Origin of the sequence: Micromonospora sp. WMMA1996 (genome assembly GCF_002573675.1) — a bacterium.
Classification (GTDB): domain Bacteria; phylum Actinomycetota; class Actinomycetes; order Mycobacteriales; family Micromonosporaceae; genus Micromonospora; species Micromonospora sediminicola.
The window spans coordinates 99,451-118,186 of record NZ_PDHU01000007.1 but is presented as its reverse complement, the minus strand read 5'-3'; the positions used below and the strand labels follow the sequence as shown (position 1 = coordinate 118,186).

Annotated in this window: 10 protein-coding genes; 4 read left to right on the top strand and 6 right to left on the bottom strand. The window is 72.0% G+C overall.

All coding sequences use genetic code 11. The features are described 5' to 3' along the window. Positions 1–31 precede the first annotated feature (31 nt). Positions 32–637 carry a GNAT family N-acetyltransferase gene (locus COO58_RS28360; RefSeq protein ID WP_245666194.1) on the bottom strand — a complete coding sequence of 202 codons (606 nt, stop codon included), beginning with the start codon at positions 635–637 and terminating at the stop codon, positions 32–34. 146 nt (positions 638–783) lie between these two features. On the opposite strand from COO58_RS28360, the gene COO58_RS28355 reads away from it, so the two are divergent. Continuing rightward, positions 784–1,470: a cellulose binding domain-containing protein gene (locus COO58_RS28355; RefSeq protein ID WP_091573456.1), complete on the top strand. Its 687-nt coding sequence runs from the start codon at positions 784–786 to the stop codon at positions 1,468–1,470. A 128-nt stretch (positions 1,471–1,598) separates the two neighbouring features. Next, on the top strand, positions 1,599–7,097 hold the full coding sequence (pulA, locus tag COO58_RS28350; RefSeq protein ID WP_098747980.1) for a pullulanase-type alpha-1,6-glucosidase: 5,499 nt from the start codon (positions 1,599–1,601) through the stop codon (positions 7,095–7,097). A 68-nt stretch (positions 7,098–7,165) separates the two neighbouring features. On the opposite strand, the gene COO58_RS28345 is transcribed toward pulA, so the two are convergent. The 3 genes from COO58_RS28345 to COO58_RS28335 form a co-directional block, all read right to left on the bottom strand. Next, a complete protein-coding gene (locus COO58_RS28345; RefSeq protein WP_098747978.1) occupies positions 7,166–9,088 on the bottom strand; it encodes a hypothetical protein in 1,923 nt (640 codons plus the stop codon). Between the two features lie 351 nt (positions 9,089–9,439). Beyond that, on the bottom strand, positions 9,440–11,197 hold the full coding sequence (locus COO58_RS28340; RefSeq protein WP_098747977.1) for a hypothetical protein: 1,758 nt from the start codon (positions 11,195–11,197) through the stop codon (positions 9,440–9,442). 224 nt (positions 11,198–11,421) lie between these two features. After that, the gene (locus COO58_RS28335; protein ID WP_098747975.1) at positions 11,422–12,897 is read right to left on the bottom strand and encodes an aminopeptidase P family protein; all 1,476 of its coding nucleotides are present in this window, start codon (positions 12,895–12,897) and stop codon (positions 11,422–11,424) included. Positions 12,898–13,009: 112 nt separating this feature from the next. Here COO58_RS28335 and asnB point away from each other — a divergent pair, with 112 nt between their 5' ends. Continuing rightward, the gene (gene asnB, locus COO58_RS28330; RefSeq protein WP_091573461.1) at positions 13,010–14,971 is read left to right on the top strand and encodes an asparagine synthase (glutamine-hydrolyzing); all 1,962 of its coding nucleotides are present in this window, start codon (positions 13,010–13,012) and stop codon (positions 14,969–14,971) included. Between the two features lie 58 nt (positions 14,972–15,029). Here asnB and COO58_RS28325 read toward each other — a convergent pair whose 3' ends face one another. Continuing rightward, entirely contained in the window at positions 15,030–16,154 is a 1,125-nt protein-coding gene (locus tag COO58_RS28325) for a lytic polysaccharide monooxygenase (protein WP_091573462.1), read from the bottom strand. A 327-nt stretch (positions 16,155–16,481) separates the two neighbouring features. On the opposite strand from COO58_RS28325, the gene COO58_RS28320 reads away from it, so the two are divergent. Beyond that, complete coding sequence (locus COO58_RS28320; RefSeq protein WP_098747973.1) at positions 16,482–17,450, top strand: carbohydrate kinase; 969 nt, start codon at positions 16,482–16,484, stop codon at positions 17,448–17,450. Between the two features lie 42 nt (positions 17,451–17,492). On the opposite strand, the gene COO58_RS28315 is transcribed toward COO58_RS28320, so the two are convergent. Continuing rightward, a complete protein-coding gene (locus COO58_RS28315; RefSeq protein ID WP_091573464.1) occupies positions 17,493–18,716 on the bottom strand; it encodes a multidrug effflux MFS transporter in 1,224 nt (407 codons plus the stop codon). Positions 18,717–18,736 lie beyond the last annotated feature (20 nt).

Below are 18,736 nucleotides of genomic sequence, written 5' to 3'. Positions count from 1 at the left end.
GCCCCGACGGGCCGGGGCGGGACCGACCCGCTCAGGCGGGGTCGCGCCACATCGGGTAGAGGCTGGGTCCCTCGGGCAGGTCCAGCGTCACCGGGCGGCGCCGGAAGCCGAGACGCTCGTAGAGCGCGGCGTTGCGCGGAGTGCTGGCCTCGAGGTACGCGGCGGTGCCGGCTCGGTCCAGCTCGGCCAGCCGGTCGCGCAGCAACGCCGATCCGACACCCTTTCCGTGGTGGTCGGGGTGCACGCCGATGAACGGCAGGTACCAGTGCGGCTCGCCGGGATGGTTGGCGGCCATCAGCTCGTCGAGCACGCCGAAGCGCTTCATCGCCTCCGGCCCGATCGCGTTCTCCAGGTCGGCGAGCTCCTCGCCCTCGTCCTCGGCGTGGTCGCCCCCGACCGGCAGCCAGAGCGTGGCGCCCAGACCGTCCCCGGCGACGTGGACCTCACCGGTCCGCAGCGCGAGGGCGACGAACGGCCCGAAGAACGCGGGGTGCACCCGCGCGCGGTGGTCGTCGGCCGGGAAGATCCAGCCGCTCACCGGGTCGCGCATGAACGCCTCGGCGAGGATTGCGGTCACGACGGCGGCGTCCTGCGTGGACGCTCGCCGGATGTTGCCCTGCCACTGAGTCACTGCCACCCGTCCTGCCGGCTGCACGAGCCATTGTGGTCATTGATCGGCGTGCAACGTATCAGGTGCCTCCCGTCTCGCGGCAGACCCGGCGGACCGCTCGCCGTACCCCGGTCTCCGTGGCTACGCTGGCCCGGCCCGCCGAACGGAGGACCATGTCCCGTACGCGTCGCCCCGGCTCCTCGCCCGGGGCCGCCATCACCTCGTCGCCCTGGATCCTGGTCGCGATCGGGGTCATCGTGATGGTGGTGCTGCTGGTGGTGGCGCTCGGCTCGGTGCGGGGCCGGCGGACGTTCCCGGCGGCCGCGCCGTCGGACCCGGTGATGTCGCTGCCGGGGCTGCCGTCGTCCCCGCCCACCCCCTCCGGCGGCCCGGCCGCTCCGCCGAGCACGGCCGCGCGGCCCGTGGTCCCGGGGCTGTCCCCGCGGTCGACCGTGCTGCCCGCCGCGCCGACGCCGGTCGCGCCGACGAGCAGCCCGCGCGCCGGCGGCCGACCCGCCCCGCCGCCTCCGCCGCCGGCCCCGCCGTCCGCGGTGACCGGCCGGTACGCGGTGGTGAGCACCTTCGACGGCGGTTTCATCGGCGAGGTGCGGCTGGTCAACACCGGCGGCGCGGCGCAGGGTTGGACGGTGCGGTTGACGTTCCCCGGGGGCCGGCTGGTCACGGCCTGGGTGCAGGGCGCCGAGCAGGGCACGTTCGGCTTCGCCGACGACGTGTTCACCTACCGCAGCGGTGTCGACCTGGCCGCGGGCGCGTCGGTGCCGGTGCAGTTCCACATCGAACGGGCGGGCTCCCGTCCGGCGAGCTGCGCGGTCGACGGCGTGACCTGCGCCGGGCTCTGAGCCGGCGGGGCGACCCCACCTGCTTTTGCAAGATGACTGCTTTGTTGCGGCATCGTTTGCAAGGTATTGCAGAATGTTTCGGCAAGGGCTAGCGTGCGGGCGAATCAGCGACCAGAGAAAGGCCGTCGATGAAACCGCCGCCGATATCCCCCAAGGCGCTGCTCGCCCTGGTCTCCTCCCTCGTACTCACCCTCGTCGGCGTTCCGGTGGCCCTCCACCAGCTGAACGCCGACGGCACCGACCGCGCCACCACCCCCGACGTGCTCGCGGCCGGGAACGCCCCGCAGTGGGACCGCGAGCCGTCCGCCGACACGCTGCTCAAGGCCGGCCGGACCACCGCCAAGGCGGAGCAGTTCTACTTCGTGCTGCCGGACCGCTTCGCCAACGGCGACAAGCGCAACGACACCGGCGGCCTCCGTGGCGACCGGCTCGCCACCGGCCTGGACCCGAAGGACAAGGGCTTCTACCACGGCGGCGACCTCAAGGGCGTCATCGACAAGATGGACTACATCCAGGGGATGGGCACCACCGCCATCTGGCTGGCGCCGATCTTCAAGAACCGGCCGGTGCAGGGCACCGGCGCCGACGTCTCGGCCGGCTACCACGGCTACTGGATCACCGACTTCACCCAGGTCGACCCGCACTTCGGCACCAACGCGGAGCTGAAGAAGCTGGTGGACCTGGCGCACCGGCGCGGGATCAAGGTCTACCTCGACATCATCGTCAACCACACCGCCGACATCATCCGGTACGCCGAGGACAAGTACGGCTACGTGGACAAGAAGACCGCGCCGTACACGGACGCGCAGGGCCGGGCCTTCGAGGACCGCAACTACGCCGACGGCACGCGGAAGTTCCCCGCGGTGAACTCGACGTCGTTCCCGTACACCCCGACGTTCGCCAGCCCGGCCGACGCGAAGGTCAAGGTCCCGGCGTGGCTCAACGACCCGACCATGTACCACAACCGGGGTGACTCCACCTTCGCCGGTGAGAACAGCGAGTACGGCGACTTCTTCGGCCTCGACGACCTGTGGACCGAGCGTCCCGAGGTGGTGCGCGGCATGACCGACATCTACGCCCAGTGGATCGGGAAGGCCGGTGTCGACGGCTTCCGCCTGGACACGGTCAAGCACGCCAACCTCGACTTCTGGCCGCAGTTCACCCGGGGCATCGACGCCGCCGCCGCGAAGGCCGGCAAGAAGGACTTCTTCATGTTCGGCGAGGTCTACAGCGCCGACCAGGAGATCGAGTCGACCTACGTGCGGCAGGGCGGCCTGCCCGCCACGCTCGACTTCTCGTTCCAGGAGGCCGCGCGCGGGTACACCGCCGCCGACGGCTCGGCCAAGGCGCTCGCCGACGTGTACGCCAAGGACGACCTCTACTCCGCCCGCGACACGAACGCGAACCGGCTGACCACGTTCCTCGGCAACCACGACATGGGCCGGATCGGCTCGTTCATCGCCGCTGCCGGCGGGGACGACGCCGCCCAACTGCGCCGCGACCAGCTCGCCCACCAGCTGATGTTCCTCACCCGCGGTCAGCCGGTGGTCTACTCCGGCGACGAGCAGGGCTTCACCGGCCCCGGTGGGGACAAGGACGCCCGCCAGGACATGTTCGCCTCGCGCACGGCGGACTACCTCGACGACGACCTGATCGGCACCACCCGCACCCACGCCGTGGACCAGTACGACACCCGTCACCCGCTCTACCGGACCATCGCCGAGCTGGGCAAGCTGCGGGCCGCGCACCCGGCGCTGCGCGACGGCGTCCAGGTCACCCGCCACGCCGCCGACGGCCCGGGCGTCTTCGCGTTCTCCCGCGTCCTTCCGTCCGATCGGGTGGAGTACGTCGCGGCGGTGAACAACGCCTCGACCCCGCAGACTGTCACCGTGGACACGTGGTCGGCCGGCACCCGCTTCACCGGCGTGTACGGCGGCGCCGCCACCGCCACGGCCGGCGGCGACGGCAAGCTGAGCCTCACCGTGCCGGCGATGTCGGCCGTGGTGCTCAAGGCCGACCGGGCCATCCCGGCGGCCGGCGCGGCCCCGCGGATCACGCTCACCGAGCCGGGTGACGCGCCGGTGCCCACCCGGACCGCGATCACCGCCCAGGTCGAGGGTGACCCGCTGGCCACCGTCACGTTCGCCGCCCGGGTCCCCGGCGGCAAGTGGACGCTGCTGGGCACCGCCGACCGGGCCCCGTACACGGTCCACCACGACCTGACCGGCCTGCCCGGCGGCACGAAGGTCGAGTACAAGGCGGTGGTCCGCGACGGCAAGGGCCGGACCGCCACCGCCCGCACCACCGGCACCGTCGGCACCCCGGCCCAGGGCGCGTCCCGGGACTGGGCGATCGTGCACTACCAGCGCCCGGCCGGCGGGTACGACGACTGGGGGCTCTACGCCTGGGGCGACATCGACCCGGCGTACGCCACCGAGTGGCCCAAGGGGCAGCCGTTCGCCGGTGAGGACTCGTACGGCCGGTTCGCCTGGGTGAAGCTCAAGCCGGGCGCGAAGTCGGTCGGCTTTCTCGTGGTCGACAAAGACGGCAACAAGGACGTGGCGAACGACCGCACCATCGACGTGACCCAGACCGGCGAGGTCTGGGTGAAGCAGGGCGACCCGACGCTCTACCCGACCCGGCAGGCCGCCACCGGCGAGCCCGACCCGCCGGTCGACCAGGGCACCGCGGTCATCCACTGGCGCAAGGCCGACGGCAACTACGACGGCTGGGGCCTGCACCTGTGGGACGGCGCGGCCAACCCGACCGACTGGGCCGCCCCGCTCAAGCCGGAGAAGATCGACGCCTACGGCGCGGTGTTCCGGGTGCCCCTCGCCGCCGGCGCGACCGGGCTGAGCTACATCCTGCACTCCGGCGACGAGAAGGACCAGCCGGACGACCAGCGGCTGGACCTGACCGCCGTCGGGCACGAGGTCTGGCTGCTGGCGGGGGTCAAGGGTCGGCTGCTGCCGGCCGCCACCACCGGCACCGCCAAGGACCTCGACCTGACCAAGCAGAAGGCGCAGTGGATCGACCGGTCCACCGTCGCCTGGGCCACCGGACCGACCGACGGCAAGCGGTACGCGCTGGTCGCCGCCCCGGCCGGCGGGATCGGCATCGCCGACGGCGAGCTGACCGGCACGTACACCACGCTGCCGCTGCGGGCGCAGCGCAACGGGCTGACCGAGGCGCAACGGCAGGCGTACCCCCAGCTCTGGACTTATCGCGCGTTCACGCTGGACCGCGCCGACCTGGCCAAGGTGCCGGCGGCGCTGCGCGGGCAGCTCGTGGTCACCGAGCGGGACGCCGAGGGCGCCCTGCTCGGCGCCACCGGGGTGCAGATCCCGGGCGTGCTCGACGACGTCTACGCGGCGGCCACCGGGGCGAAGCTCGGCCCGACGTTCGCCGGCCGGGTGCCCACCCTGGCCGTCTGGGCGCCGACCGCCCGGAAGGTGTCGCTGCAGCTGTTCGACTCGCCGACGGCACAGCCGAGCACGGTGGCGATGAGCCGCAACGACCGCACCGGCGTCTGGTCGGTGCGCGGCACCAGGGCGTGGACCGGCCGCTACTACCGCTACCAGGTCGAGGCGTGGCAGCCGGCGGCGCAGAAGGTGGTCACCGCGTCGGTGACCGACCCGTACTCGGTGGCGCTCGCGCCGAACTCGACGCACAGCCAGATCGTCGACCTGAGCGACCCGGCGCTCGCGCCGGCCGGCTGGTCGAAGCTGCGCAAGCCCGCGGCGGCGCCCGCGTCCAAGGCGCAGATCTCCGAGCTGTCGGTGCGCGACTTCTCCATCGCCGACAGCACGGTCCCGGCGGAGAGGCGGGGCACCTACCTCGCCTTCACCGACCCGAAGACCGCCGGGATGACGCACCTGCGGGCGCTCGGCGACGCCGGGGTCAACTACCTGCACCTGCTGCCCGCGTTCGACTTCGCCACCATCCCGGAGAAGCGGGCCGACCAGGCCCGGCCCGCCTGTGATCTGGCGAAGCTTCCGCCGGACTCGGAGGAGCAGCAGAAGTGCGTCGCGGCGGTGGCCGAGACCGACGGCTACAACTGGGGGTACGACCCGCTGCACTACACCGTCCCGGAGGGCGGCTACGCGGTCGACCCGAGCGGCGCGAAGCGGACCACCGAGTTCCGGCAGATGGTCGCCGGGGTGAACCAGGCCGGCCTGCGGGTGGTCATGGACGTGGTCTACAACCACACCTCGGCGGCGGGGACCGACGGAAAGTCGGTGCTCGACCAGGTGGTGCCCGGCTACTACCACCGGTTGCTGGACGACGGCGCGGTCGCCAACTCGACCTGCTGCGCCAACACGGCCCCGGAGCACGCCATGATGGGCAAGCTCGTGGTGGACTCGCTGGTCACCTGGGCCAAGGCGTACAAGGTGGACGGCTTCCGGTTCGACCTGATGGGTCACCACCCGAAGGCGAACATCCTGGCCGTGCGGGCCGCGCTGGACAAGCTCACGCTCGCCCGCGACGGGGTGGACGGCCGGAAGATCCTGCTCTACGGCGAGGGTTGGAACTTCGGCGAGGTCGCCAACGACGCCCGGTTCGTCCAGGCCACCCAGGCCAACATGGCCGGCACCGGGATCGGCACGTTCAACGACCGGCTCCGCGACGCGGTGCGCGGCGGCGGACCGTTCGACGCCAACCCGCGCGTGCAGGGCTTCGCCTCCGGCCTGTTCACCGACCCCAACGGGGACGCGGTGAACGGCTCGGCGGCCGAGCAGAAGGCCCGGCTGCTGCACGGCCACGACCTGATCAAGGTGGGCCTGACCGGCAACCTGCGCGACTACCGGTTCACCGACTCCTCCGGGAAGACGGTCACCGGCGCCCAGGTCGACTACAACGGCTCCCCGGCCGGCTACACAGCGGCGCCGGGCGAGGCGGTCACGTACGTCGACGCGCACGACAACGAGATCCTCTACGACGCGCTGGCGTACAAGCTGCCGCAGGGGACCTCGGCGCAGGACCGGGCGCGGATGCAGGTGCTGGCGCTGGCCACCACCGCGCTCGGGCAGGGCACCGGGTTCGTGACGGCCGGCTCGGAGCGGCTGCGCTCGAAGTCGCTGGATCGCAACTCGTACAACTCCGGTGACTGGTTCAACCAGATCCGCTGGGACTGCGCCCAGGGCAACGGGTTCGGCGCCGGCCTGCCGCCGGAGCAGGACAACAAGGACAAGTGGCCGTACGCGAAGCCGCTGCTGGCCGATCCGAAGCTGGTGCCGGACTGCGCGGCGATCGAGCTGGCCGACGCCCGGTACGCGGAGCTGCTGCGGGTCCGGCGCTCCTCGCCGGTGTTCGGCCTGTCCACCGCCGAGCAGGTGCAGAAGCGGGTCGCGTTCCCGCTGTCCGGGGAGAAGGAGACCCCGGGCGTGCTCACCATGACCCTGGACGCCCGCGGGCTGGACGGGAAGTGGAAGTCGGTGACGGTCGTCTTCAACGCCACCCCGGAGACGGCGAAGCAGACCGTGAGCGGTCTGCGCGGGGCGACCGTGGCGCTGCACCCGGTGCTGCGCGAGTCGGCCGATCCGGCGCTGCGGACGGCCTCGTTCGACCGGGCCAAGGGCACGTTCACGGTGCCGGCGCGCAGCGTGGCGGTCTTCGTCCAGAGCTGATCCACCAGCGGACCGGCCCCCCTGCCACGAGTGGCAGGGGGGCCGGTCCGTACCCCGGGACCGTCAGGTCAGTTGAAGCAGTCCTCGACGGTGTTGGCGCAGTTGGTGGGGTCGTTGTTGCTGATGAGGGACTCGTCGTCGAGCTTGACGTGTCCTTCGTTGTTGAGGACGCCGCCGGCGACGCGGTGCAGCTTGCTGGAGTCGGTGGCGGTGTTCTTGGTGACGTGGGTCTTGGTGAGGGTGATCTTCGCCTTGTTGTTGAAGATGCCGCCGCCGTTGAGGGCGGTGTTGCCCTTGACCAGGGTGTCGCGGATGGTGAGGGTGGCGTTGTCGTCCTCGTCGTGCTCGCGGGTGAGGAAGCCGTCCTCGATCTTGACGAGCCACTCGCCGTTGAAGATGCCGCCGCCGAAGCGGTTGGCGGTGTTGTCGACGATGACGCTGTCCGAGATGGTGGCGCTGGCCTCGTCCTTGTTGTTGGGGTAGCCCCAGTGCTTGCCACCGGTGACCACCACGCCGCCGCCGTTGCCGTCGGCGTGGTTCTTGGCGACGTGGACCTTGTCGAGGTCGAGGTCGGTGTTCTCGGCGTAGACGCCACCGCCGTTCTCGCAGGCGGTGTTGTCGGTGATCGCGGTGAAGGAGACGGTGACGGTGCCGCCGCTGCTGAACAGGCCGCCGCCGTTCTTCCCGGCGCGGTTGTGCGACAGGGTGGACTTGACGCCGTCCTTGCCGTGGTCGGAGCCGATGATCTCGACCGTGCCGGCCTCGTCGTGCTTGCCCTTCGGGTCGTAGCCCTTGAGCGCCGAGGCTTCGGCGTCGTGCTTGCCGGACAGGCCGTTGCCGTTGGCGATGCCGCCGCCGTTGCCGCCGGCGGTGTTGTCGTCGACGTGGGACTCTTCGACCTTGAGTACGCCCTGGTTGAAGATGCCGCCGCCGTCGCCCTGGGCGTGGTTGTCGTAGACCTTGCTGTCCTCGACCCAGACGCGGCCGTAGTTGGCGATCGCGCCGCCGTTGCCCTCGGCGTTGTTGTGGGTGAGCTTGACGTGGGACAGGTGGGCCTTGCCGCCGCGCTCGACCAGCAGCGCGCCGCCGTCACCCTCGCCCCGCTTCTCGTCCTTGCCCGGCGCGTCCGCGACCGGAGCGGCCACGGCCACCGGAGCGGCTGCGACCACCGGAGCGGCCGCCGCCATCGGAGCGGCCTGCGCCGGCGCCGTGGCGGCCTGCGCGGCGGCGGCGCCCTGAGCCCCCGCGACCGCCGGGGCGGCCGGGGCGGCCGGCTGGGCCGGCGTGAGCGCCGCCCCGTCGACCGGGGCACCGTTGGCCGGGGCCGGCGGCTGCCCGCCGCCGCCGTACTTGAACTCGTTGGCGTTGCCGCCCTTGACGGTGAGGTCCTTGAGGGTCAGGGCGCCGCCGTCGACGACGCGGAAGATCCGGAAGGTGTCCTCGGCGTCGCGCTTGATGGTGGAGCCGTTGCCCTTGATGGTGACGTCCTGCTTGATCTCGGGCAGGGCGGCGCCGAACTTGCGGTCCTTGACGCCGACCTCGTAGGTGCAGTTCTCGGCCAGCTTCAGGGTGCCGCCGTGGTCCCGGTTGGTCAGGTCGAGGGCGTCGACCAGGGCGTCGTCGTCGCAGGGCACGTCACGGACCTTGCCGTGGTCGCCCTTGTCGCCCCACTCGCCCCACTCGCCCTTGGCGCGGCCTTCCTGGCCACGGTCCTTGCCGTCCTTGCCGTGCTCGTCCCGGCCGTACTCGTCCTCGCCGTACCCGCCCTCGTCGTCGCCGTGGGCGTCGTCGCTGAGCTGCTGCGCGGTCGACCACTTCACGTCGGCGAGCCGGTGCGGACCGGTGACCCCGGTCGTCGCGTAGGCCACGCCGGCGAGGCTGACCGCTCCGGTCAGGCCCACGACGCCGGTGGCGAGCCAGAGCCGGCGGCGCCGGAGCGGGGAAACGGTCTCGCGGGTGGCGTCATCGTTATTGCGAAGGTAGTTGGACATCGGAGCTCTCTGCCCTCTCCTTGTACCTGACAAGGTCGCTTCGCCACAGCGAGGCGGCCTTCGCTACAAATCGGTTGTAGCTGCTGAACACGACCGTATGAGAGCCTTCTTCGCCTCGTGGCCATATACGAAAAAAACCCGCATAAGGGTGCGGGTGGGTCGGGGTGGCGCAGCAGGGACGGGAGGCCCCGGTCGGGGACACCGTGCCGGGACGGGCGGTGCGGGAGGTGGCGACGGTCGGTCGGGAGGCGAGCGGCGGGCGGCGGGCAGGAACCGCGACAGCGATGCCGGGTCCGGAGCCCTCCTCCCGCCGCGGTGGCGGGAGGAGGGCTCCGGCGGTTATGTGGTGGTTCAGTTGAAGCAGTCCTCGACGGTGTTGGCGCAGTTGGTGGGGTCGTTGTTGCTGATGAGGGACTCGTCGTCGAGCTTGACGTGTCCTTCGTTGTTGAGGACGCCGCCGGCGACGCGGTGCAGCTTGCTGGAGTCGGTGGCGGTGTTCTTGGTGACGTGGGTCTTGGTGAGGGTGATCTTCGCCTTGTTGTTGAAGATGCCGCCGCCGTTGAGGGCGGTGTTGCCCTTGACCAGGGTGTCGCGGATGGTGAGGGTGGCGTTGTCGTCCTCGTCGTGCTCGCGGGTGAGGAAGCCGTCCTCGATCTTGACGAGCCACTCGCCGTTGAAGATGCCGCCGCCGAAGCGGTTGGCGGTGTTGTCGACGATGACGCTGTCCGAGATGGTGGCCCCCGCCGCGCCGTGGTCCTTCCCGGCCCAGTGCGTGCCGCCGGTGACGACCACGCCGCCGCCGTTGCCGTCGGCGTGGTTCCCGGCGACGTGGACCTTGTCGAGGTCGAGGTCGGTGTTCTCGGCGTAGACGCCACCGCCGTTCCCGCAGGCGGTGTTGCCGCCGATCGCGGTGAAGGAGACCGTGACGAAGCCGCCGCTGCTGAACAGGCCGCCGCCGTTCCTGCCGGCCCGGTTGTGGCTCAGCGTGCTCAGGGAGGCGTCCTTGCCCTCGTGCGCCCCGATGATCTCGACCGTGCCGGCGTGGTACTTGTCGTGGCCGCCCTTGGCGTCCTTCTCCACCTCGGCGCCGGCGAGGTCGGCCGGACCGTGCCCGCCGTGCTGCTCGCCGTTGCCGTTGGCGATGCCGCCGCCGTTGCCGCCGGCGGTGTTGTCGTCGACGTGGGACTCTTCGACCTTGAGTACGCCCTGGTTGAAGATGCCGCCGCCGTCGCCCTGGGCGTGGTTGTCGTAGACCTTGCTGTCCTCGACCCAGACGCGGCCGTAGTTGGCGATCGCGCCGCCGTTGCCCTCGGCGTTGTTGTGGGTGAGCTTGACGTGGGACAGGTGGGCCTTGCCGCCGCGCTCGACCAGCAGCGCGCCGCCGTCACCCTCGCCCCGCTTCTCGTCCCCACCCATCGGGCCTGACGCCATCGGCGTGAGCGCCGCCCCGTCGACCGGGGCACCGTTGGCCGGGGCCGGCGGCTGCCCGCCGCCGCCGTACTTGAACTCGTTGGCGTTGCCGCCCTTGACGGTGAGGTCCTTGAGGGTCAGGGCGCCGCCGTCGACGACGCGGAAGATCCGGAAGGTGTCCTCGGCGTCGCGCTTGATGGTGGAGCCGTTGCCCTTGATGGTGACGTCCTGTTTGATCTCGGGCAGGGCGGCGCCGAACTTGCGGTCCTTGACGCCGACCTCGTAGGTGCAGTTCTCGGCCAGCTTCAGGGTGCCGCCGTGGTCCCGGTTGGTCAGGTCGAGGGCGTCGACCAGGGCGTCGTCGTCGCAGGGCACGTCACGGACCTTGCCGTGGTCGCCCTTGTCACCCCACTCGCCCCACTCGCGGCCTTCCTGGCCACGGTCCTTGCCGTGCTCGTCGCCCTTGCCTTCCTCGCGGGAGTCCTTGTCGGAGTGCTGCGGCGCCGCGGCGTGGTTGTCCGCCACCGGCTCCGTGCCGCCGGACTTGTCGTCCCGAGCGGCGAGGCCACCCAGCGCCGCCAGACCGACGACGCCGGTCAGCCCGGCCACGCCGGTGGCGACCCAGAGCGCCCGCCGCCTGCTCGTCGGCGGGGTGCCCATCGGGGCCCCGCCGTCGGGTGTCGTTACGTCGTTGGACATGAGAGCCTTCCGCCCTTTCGGTTCTTCCCAAACGGGTCGCACCGCCCCAGGCCGGGCGACCAGCTACAAACCGGTTGTAGCCTCTGTTCGACACCGTATGAGAAGGTTCCTCGCGAGGAAGACGTATCCGAAAAAAGCCCGCATTCGGACCTTGAAGGCGCAAAAGGCGGGCCCCACCACCGTCCTGCGGTGGTGGGGCCCGCAGTGGAACGCGGCCCGGAGGCTCAGCCGGGCAGGCGGGGTCCTGCCTCACGCTGCTCGGCCAGCCAAGTCTCCACCTCGTCCGAGCGGCGCGGCAGCCCGGCCGAGAGGTTCACCGGACCGTCGGCGGTGACCAGGATGTCGTCCTCGATCCGCACGCCGATGCCCCGCAGCTCCTCGGGGACCAGCTCGTCCTCCGGCTGGAAGTAGAGCCCCGGCTCGACGGTGAGCACGTAGCCCTCGCCGAGCGGGCCGTCGCGGTAGGTCTCCTTGCGCGCGTTGGCGCAGTCGTGCACGTCGATGCCGAGCATGTGGCTGGTGCCGTGCAGCGTCCACCGGCGGTAGACCGTGGAGGCCGGGTCCATCGCCTCGTCCACGCTCACCGGCAGCAGGTCGAGGTCCTTCAGCGCCTCGGCCAGCACCCGCATCGAGGCCAGGTGCACGTCGCGGAAGCCCACCCCCGGCTTGCACATGTCGATGCCGGCCTGCTGGGCGGCGTACACGGCGTCGTAGACCTGGCGCTGCAACGGGGTGAACCGGCCGTCGACCGGCAGCACCCGGGTCACGTCGGCGGTGTAGAGGTTGCGGTTCTCCACGCCCATGTCCATCAGCAGCAGGTCACCCGGACGGGTGGCGCCGTGGTTGTGCACCCAGTGCAGGATCGTGGCGTGCTCGCCCGCCCCGACGATCGAGCCGTAGCCCACGTCGTTGCCGTCGTGCCGGGCGCGCAGGGCGAAGACGCCCTCCAGCAGCCGCTCGGAGACCGCCCGGTCGGCCGGCAGCGCGCGGGCCACGTCCTCGAAGCCCCGCACGGTGGCGTCGCACGCCTCCTGGAGCTGCGCGATCTCCCACTCGTCCTTGACCAGCTTCAGCTCCGAGATGGCGATGGCCAGCTCCCGGTCGCGGCCCGGCTGGCCCTCGGCGCGCGGCCCGTCGTACCGGCGCACCGCGGCGTCCACCCGGGCGTCGAAGCCGCGCAACACCCGGGTCCGCCCCGGGGCCAGGTCGGCCAGCGCCGCGTCCAGCTCGCTCAGGTCGGCCGTCGGCAGGCCCAGCTCGGTCGACTTCTCCCGCAGCGTCGGCCGCCGGCCCACCCACAGCTCGCCGTGCCGGCTGCGGAAGAACTCGTCGGTCGCCCGGGACGAGCGGGGCCGCATGAACAGCGTCGCCTCGCCGCCCGGCCGCAGCACGAGGACGCTGTCGGGCTCCAGGTCGCCGGTCAGGTAGGCGAAGTCGCTGCCCGGCCGGAACCGGTGGTCGGTGTCGTTGGCGCGTACCTTCTCGGTGCCGGTGGGGATGACCAGCGTCTCGCCCGGGAAGGCATCAGCCAGCGCGGCCCGCCGCTTGGCGTGGTTGGGCACCTCGGGCCTCGGGGTGACCGACAGCTCGGTGTCCCGCCAGCCCTGCCGCATGAAGGACAGGAACGCCTCCGGGAAGTCCGGGTCGTGCGACTCCGTGCCGTCCGCCGGCTTGCCCTGCTGCGTCCGCTCCTCGGCCATGATCCGCCCTCCCTGAGCCTCGTCGCTGGTCCAGACGGTACCGCGCGCACGGGAGCGGGAGGTGCCTGCGGTGCCGCGACGGTGGCTTCCGGCGCGTGGAAAGATGGCCCCCATGTGCGGACTCCTGGCCTTCTTCAGCGCGCGCGGCGACGCCGCCGCCCACCGCGACCACATCGCCGGCGCACTGGAGTGCCTGCACCACCGTGGCCCGGACGAGACCGGGGTCGAGGTGGTCGGCGACGCCTCCGGCCGGTACGCGGACGGCGTGTTCGCGCACAAGCGCCTGGCCATCATCGACGTGGCGCTCAGCCACGAGCCCCTGCCCTACGCGGGCGGCCGCTACCTGCTCACCTTCAACGGCGAGATCTACAACTACATCGAGCTGCGGGACGAGTTGATCCGCGACTACGGGGCCCAGTTCGCCACCAACGGCGACGGCGAGGTGATCGTCGCCGGCTACCACTACTGGGGTGAGCAGGTGCTCACCAAGCTGCGCGGCATGTTCGCGTTCGTGATCTGGGACCGGCAGGAGCGGCGGGCCTTCGGCGCCCGGGACTACTTCGGCATCAAGCCGCTGCACTACCTGGAGACTCAGGACGGCCTCTACCTGGCCTCGGAGAAGAAGGCGCTGCTGCCGTTCGCGCACTCCGCCTACCAGGGCGACGCCGGCATCGACACCGCCAACCTGAGCCACTACCTGACCCTGCAGTACGTCCCGGAGCCGGGCACGCTGCACAAGGGGATCAGCCGGATCGGTTCGGGGGAGTACCTCACCTGGACCCCGGGCGGCCGGATCGAGGTGCGCCGCTGGTACCGGCCGGTGTTCCGCCCGGCGCCCGTCTCCGACGAGCAGAAGCTCTACCACGAGATCCGGGAGACGCTGCGCGAGAGCGTCCGGATGCACATGCGCTCGGACGTGCCGGTCGGTTCGTTCCTGTCCAGCGGCATCGACTCGACCGCGGTGGTGGCGCTGGCCCGCGAGTTCAACCCGAACATCCTCACCTTCACCGTCGGCTACGACGTGCCCGGCTACTCCGAGATCGACGTGGCCCAGGACTCGGCCCGGCACCTCGACGTGACCACCATCCCGACCAAGATCGGGCCGCAGGACATGATCGACGCGCTGCCGAAGATCGTCTGGCACCTGGACGACCCGGTCGCCGACCCGGCCCTGGTGCCGCTCTACTTCGTGGCGAAGAAGGCCGCCGAGCACGTCACCGTGGTGCTCTCCGGCGAGGGCGCGGACGAGTTCTTCGGCGGCTACACGATCTACCGCGAACCGCTCTCGCTCAGCTCCGTCAACGGCCTGCCGGACGGCGTGCAGAAGGGGCTGCGGGCGGTCTCCAAGGCCATCCCGCAGGGGGTCAAGGGCAAGAGCTTCCTGGAGCGCGGCACCACCCCGATCGAGCAGCGCTACTACGGCAACGCGCGGATGTTCACCGAGGAGGAGAAGCAGCACCTGCTGCGTCGCTACGACCCCTCGGTGCGCTACACCGACGTCACCGCGCCGATCTACGCCGAGTGCACCGAGCTGGACGACGTCACCAAGATGCAGTACGTCGACCTCTACACCTGGTTGCGCGGCGACATCCTGGTCAAGGCCGACCGGATCTCGATGGCGCACTCGCTGGAGGTCCGGGTGCCGTTCCTGGACCGGGAGGTGTTCAACGTCGCCGCCGGCATCCCGGTCGACCTGAAGCTGCCGCCCCGCTCCGAGGCCACCAAGTACGCGATGCGCCAGGCGCTGCAGGGCGTGGTGCCGCCGGCCATCGTCAACCGCAAGAAGCTGGGCTTCCCCACCCCGACCCGGGTGTGGCTGCGCGGCGAGATGTACGAGTGGGCCCGGCACGTGCTGTCCACCTCCGGCGCGGGCGACCTGGTCGACCTGTCGTACGCGCTGCGGCTGCTGGACGAGCACAAGCGGGAGGAGGCCGACCACTCCCGCAAGGTGTGGACCGTGCTGATCTTCTGCATCTGGCACGCGATCTTCGTGGCGAAGACGCTCGACCCGGGCATCCAGCGCAACCAGTCCGCGCTGCTGACCAAGCCGGTCGTCGGCAGCATGGTGCGCTGACCCGTACGCGGTGAAGGGCCCCCGGGGTGTTCCCCCGGGGGCCCTTCTCAGTGCGGGGTCACCGACCGGTGCAGGTGACCGTCGGCAGGGTGTTGGTGCCGGAGGTGTTCGCGGTGAAGCCGAACGTGGTGGTGCCCTCCGGTGGGACGCTGCCGTTGTAGGCGGCGTTGGTGACAGTCACCGACGCCCCGCTGCCGCTCAACGTGCCGTTCCAGACCTGGTTGATGGTCTGGCCGCTCGGCCAGGTCCAGTTCGCGGTCCACCCGGCGTACGTCCGGGTGCTGTGGTTCATGATCATGACCTCGCCCTGGAAGCCGCCCTGCCAGGCGCTGACCACCTTGTACACCGCCATGCAGGTGCCCGCCGGCATGGTCGGCGTCGAGGTGGGCGTGGGCGTCGGCGTGGTGGGCGTGGGCGTCGGGGTGGTGGGGGTCGGCGTCGGGGTGGTCGGCGTGGGCGTCGGCGTGCCGCCGCCCGAACCGATCCCGGTCACCTCGCCGTTGCCGCCGTCGAACGTCACGTCGGAGCAGCCGAAGAAGTTCTCCTGGCTGTCCGAGCGGACCCAGCGTGAGTAGATGATGTGCCGGCCGCTCTTGTTGGTCGGCAGGTTCCCGGTGAAGTAGTAGTGCCCGTCGTTGGTGCCGACCGCGCCGCGCTGCGGCGGGTTGGTCACCTGCAGGAACGGCTGCTCCTCCAGGTCGCTCCAGGCCAGCGGGCGGGTCGGGCTCCAGCTGTCCTTGGTGACGTAGAAGTAGAACGTGCCCGGGTGGTGGGCCCAGTTGCTGTAGCGGAACTCCATCGACCGCCCGGCCGTCAGGTGCGTGATCGGCCAGTCGTTGCGCGCCGCGTCGTAGCCGCTGAAGTTGGGGTTCCCACCGCTGCACAGCTTGCCGTCGGGGATGAACCCGACGGTGCGTCCGCCCGCGTCCGAGCGCAGCACGCTGAACCAGTTGTAGAGCGAGTTCGCCCCGTTCGCGGCGACCGCGGCGGAGCAGGCGGGGTTGTTCGGGCGGATCTCACCGGTGCCGGAGAGGCCGTCCTTCCAGCACAGGTAGGTCCGGGCGCCCGGCGTCATGGCCGCGCCGTGCGCGGCGGCCGGATCGGAGTGGGAGGCCAGGGCGAACGCGCCCAGGGCCAGGGTGAGGGCCGCGGTGACCAGCGCGGCCGTACGGGATCGGTGCACGGGGATCTCCTGACTGGCGGAGCGCGACCTGCTCTCGGCCCGCCCCGCTGCGACGAGCGGATGCGACGATCGCGGTGCCCGCGCCCGGCGGTCGGCGTGCGGCCGGAACCGTCGGGGGACGCGCACCGCCTGCGGTCCGTGCCACGGACCGTGGGTGCCCTCGCGTCGGCTCGACCCGGCGGCGCGGCAGCCCACCGCGCCCTCCCGGCAGCGCCATCCCATCACGTCCGGCCGCCGCGCGCAATAGCCGCTGGTCGATGCCCGGGTCCCGTCGCGCCGGATCCCGGCATGCGCCAGGATCGGGGGAGGACGAGGAGAGGAGCCAGGATGGGGTACGCGGTGGTGCTCGGCGAGGCGCTTGTCGACCTGCTCGACGCCGAGCACGACGGGGAACCCGTCTACCGGCAGGCGGTCGGCGGCGGGCCGCTCAACGTGGCGGTGGCGGTCGCCCGGCTCGGCGGGGACGTGCAGTTCGTCGGCTCGCTCGGCGACGACGCGCTGGCCGGACGGATCCGGGCCTTCCTCACCGGGGCCGGCGTGGGCGTGGCCGGCGCGGTGACCGTGCCCGCCCCGACCGCGCTGGCGGTGGCCACCTTCGCCGGGCCGGAGCCGGAGTTCCGCTTCTACGGCGAGCCCCGCTCGTACGCCCTGCTCGGCCCGGACGACCTGGACGTGGCGCTGGTCGAGGGCGCCGACGTGCTCTACTGCGGCTCGATCGTGCTGCTCGACCCGCCGGTGCTGGCCGCCGCCCGCCGCGCCTGGGCGGTCGCGGGCGGCCTGCGGGTGTTCGACCCGAACGTCCGCCCCAGCCTGCTCACCGCGCCCGACGCGCTGGACCGGCTGCGCGGGGTGGTCGCGGAGTTCGCCGCCGGGGCGCACCTGGTCAAGCTCAGCAGCGCCGATGCCCGGGTGCTCTACCCGCACGAGCCGGTCGCGGGCGTCGCGGCGTACCTGCGGGAACTGGGCGCGACCACCGTCGTGGTTACGCTCGGCGCGGACGGCGCCCTCGTCGCCGCCGCCGACGACGTGGTACGCGTGCCCGCCCCGAAGGTCGAGGCGGTGGACGCCACCGGCGCCGGCGACTCGGTGATGGGCGCGCTGGTGGCCGAGCTGCTCGCCGCCGGTGAGCCGCCCGACGCGCTCGGCTGGCGGGAGCGGGTGGCGTTCGCGCTACGGGTGGCCGGGCTGGTGTGCGAGTCGCCGGGCGGCGCCACCGCCATGCCCACCCGTAGCGCCGTCACCGCCCGCTTCGCTTCGCGTGAAAGGAGGGGCCCCTTCTTAACGCCTCCGGTATAGGAAGGGCCCCCTGTTAACACACCGGCCCTCGGGCGGCGGAGGTCAGCGGGGGCGGGTGAGGGTGAGGACGGCCGTCAGGGAGAGGGTGGCGGCGCCGGCCAGGACGGTGGCCATGGGGAGGGCGCTGCCCTCGCCGCCGAGGCCGACCAGGGGTGCGGCGAGCGCGCCGACCACCGACTGGACGCCACCCATCAGCGCGGCGGCGGTCCCGGCGTGGCGGGCGTGCGCGTCCAGCGCCAGCGCGGTGCTGTTCGGCATCACCATGCCCAGCGAGCCGACGAAGGCGAACAGCGCCACCGCCGTCACCGCCAGGCTGCCGGCGAGCGCGCCGGTCAGCACGCCCGCCGCCGTGACCAGGCCGACCACCAGCGTGGTGACCAGCAGCCGGCGTGGACTGAACCGGTCGAGCAGCCGGGCGTTGAGCTGCCCGGTGGCGACCAGGGCGAGCGCGTTCACCCCGAAGATCACGCTGAACACCGTGGCGGAGACGCCGAAGACGTCCTGGAACACGAACGACGACCCCGAGATGTACGCGAACAGCCCGGCGAACGCGAAGCCCTGGGTCAGCGCGTACCCGAGGTAGACCCGGTCGGCGGCCAGCGACCGCATGGTGCGGGCGGTGGCGCCCAGGCCGCCGGTGCTGCGGCGCTGCACCGGCAGGGTCTCCGGCAGGCGCAGCGCCACCGCGACGGCGAGCAACGCGCCGATCACGGCCAGGGCGACGAAGACGGCCCGCCAGGAGCCGAACCGGAGCACCAGGCTGCCCACGCTGGGCGCGGCCACCGGCGCCACGCCGAAGACCAGGGTGAGTCGGGAGAAGTACTTCGCGGCGTCCCGACCGGAGTAGAGGTCCCGGACCACCGCGCGGGCGACCACCACGCCCATGCCGCCGGCCACGCCCTGGACGAACCGCGCGGCGGCCAGCAGGGGAGCGTTCGGCGCCGCGGCGCAGGCCAGCGCGAGCACGGCGTACGCGACCACGCCGACCAGCACGGGACGGCGCCGTCCCCAGCGGTCGCTGAGCGGGCCGGTGACCAGTTGGCCCAGCGCCAGGCCGACCAGGCAGGTGGTCAGGGAGAGCTGGATGCCGGCCTGGTCGGCGCCGAGCTCGCGGGTCATCGCCGGGAACGCCGGCAGGTACATGTCCAGCGAGAGCGGACCGATCGCGGTGAGCGTGCCGAGCAGCACCAGCAGGGTGATGCCGCCGCCTGCCGCGGCGGGCCGGTCGACGGTCGGGCGCGCGGCGGCCCGCACGGTCTGGCTCACGAAGGTTCCCCCTGGATCTG

Bases quoted from the DNA above. Each gene is read 5' to 3' on its own strand.
- COO58_RS28345 (WP_098747978.1), bottom strand. From the start codon at position 9,088: ATGTCCAACTACCTTCGCAATAACGATGACGCCACCCGCGAGACCGTT.
- COO58_RS28320 (WP_098747973.1), top strand. From the start codon at position 16,482: ATGGGGTACGCGGTGGTGCTCGGCGAGGCGCTTGTCGACCTGCTCGAC.
- pulA (WP_098747980.1), top strand. From the start codon at position 1,599: ATGAAACCGCCGCCGATATCCCCCAAGGCGCTGCTCGCCCTGGTCTCC.
- COO58_RS28335 (WP_098747975.1), bottom strand. From the start codon at position 12,897: ATGGCCGAGGAGCGGACGCAGCAGGGCAAGCCGGCGGACGGCACGGAG.
- COO58_RS28340 (WP_098747977.1), bottom strand. From the start codon at position 11,197: ATGTCCAACGACGTAACGACACCCGACGGCGGGGCCCCGATGGGCACC.
- asnB (WP_091573461.1), top strand. From the start codon at position 13,010: ATGTGCGGACTCCTGGCCTTCTTCAGCGCGCGCGGCGACGCCGCCGCC.
- COO58_RS28355 (WP_091573456.1), top strand. From the start codon at position 784: ATGTCCCGTACGCGTCGCCCCGGCTCCTCGCCCGGGGCCGCCATCACC.